The sequence below is a fragment of the Mesorhizobium sp. M1A.F.Ca.ET.072.01.1.1 genome, assembly GCF_004023325.1.
Lineage (GTDB): Bacteria > Pseudomonadota > Alphaproteobacteria > Rhizobiales > Rhizobiaceae > Mesorhizobium.
Genome location: NZ_RZSF01000798.1, coordinates 1 through 391 on the forward strand (window position 1 = coordinate 1; position 391 = coordinate 391).

The 391-nt window shown below is 61.1% G+C and carries 1 pseudogene; it reads right to left on the minus strand.

From position 1 onward, the window contains the following. Nucleotides 1–133 precede the first annotated feature (133 nt). A pseudogene (locus tag EOA32_RS38100) lies at nucleotides 134–391 on the minus strand (alpha/beta hydrolase); the annotation flags it as partial.

Consider the following 391-nt stretch of genomic DNA (forward strand, 5'->3'; position numbering starts at 1 on the left):
AACGGGACCTGTGTCAAATCTGCAAGCCTCGGAAGTAATCGTTTTTTCCAGGCGAAATGAAGCCGCCAGATAGCTGACGCCACCATTTCGACCTGTTTTAGCGGGCCGTCAACTCACCAGACATTACAGACTGTTACACGCGCACCTTGACATAGGTGCCCGGCGCATCGCCCAAGGTTTTCATATGCTTGCCGGGTTTGCGCGCCGGCACGCGGGCTTTGTCCTGGGTCTCGACCCAGTGCTGCCAGTGCGTCCACCAGGAGCCGGGATGCTCCACGGCGGCGGCGAACCACTGGCCGAAATCACCCACCGGTTTGCCGCCGGTCCAGTACTGATACTTCTTCGCGGCCGGCGGATTGACGACACCGGCGATGTGGCCGGAGCCCGCCAC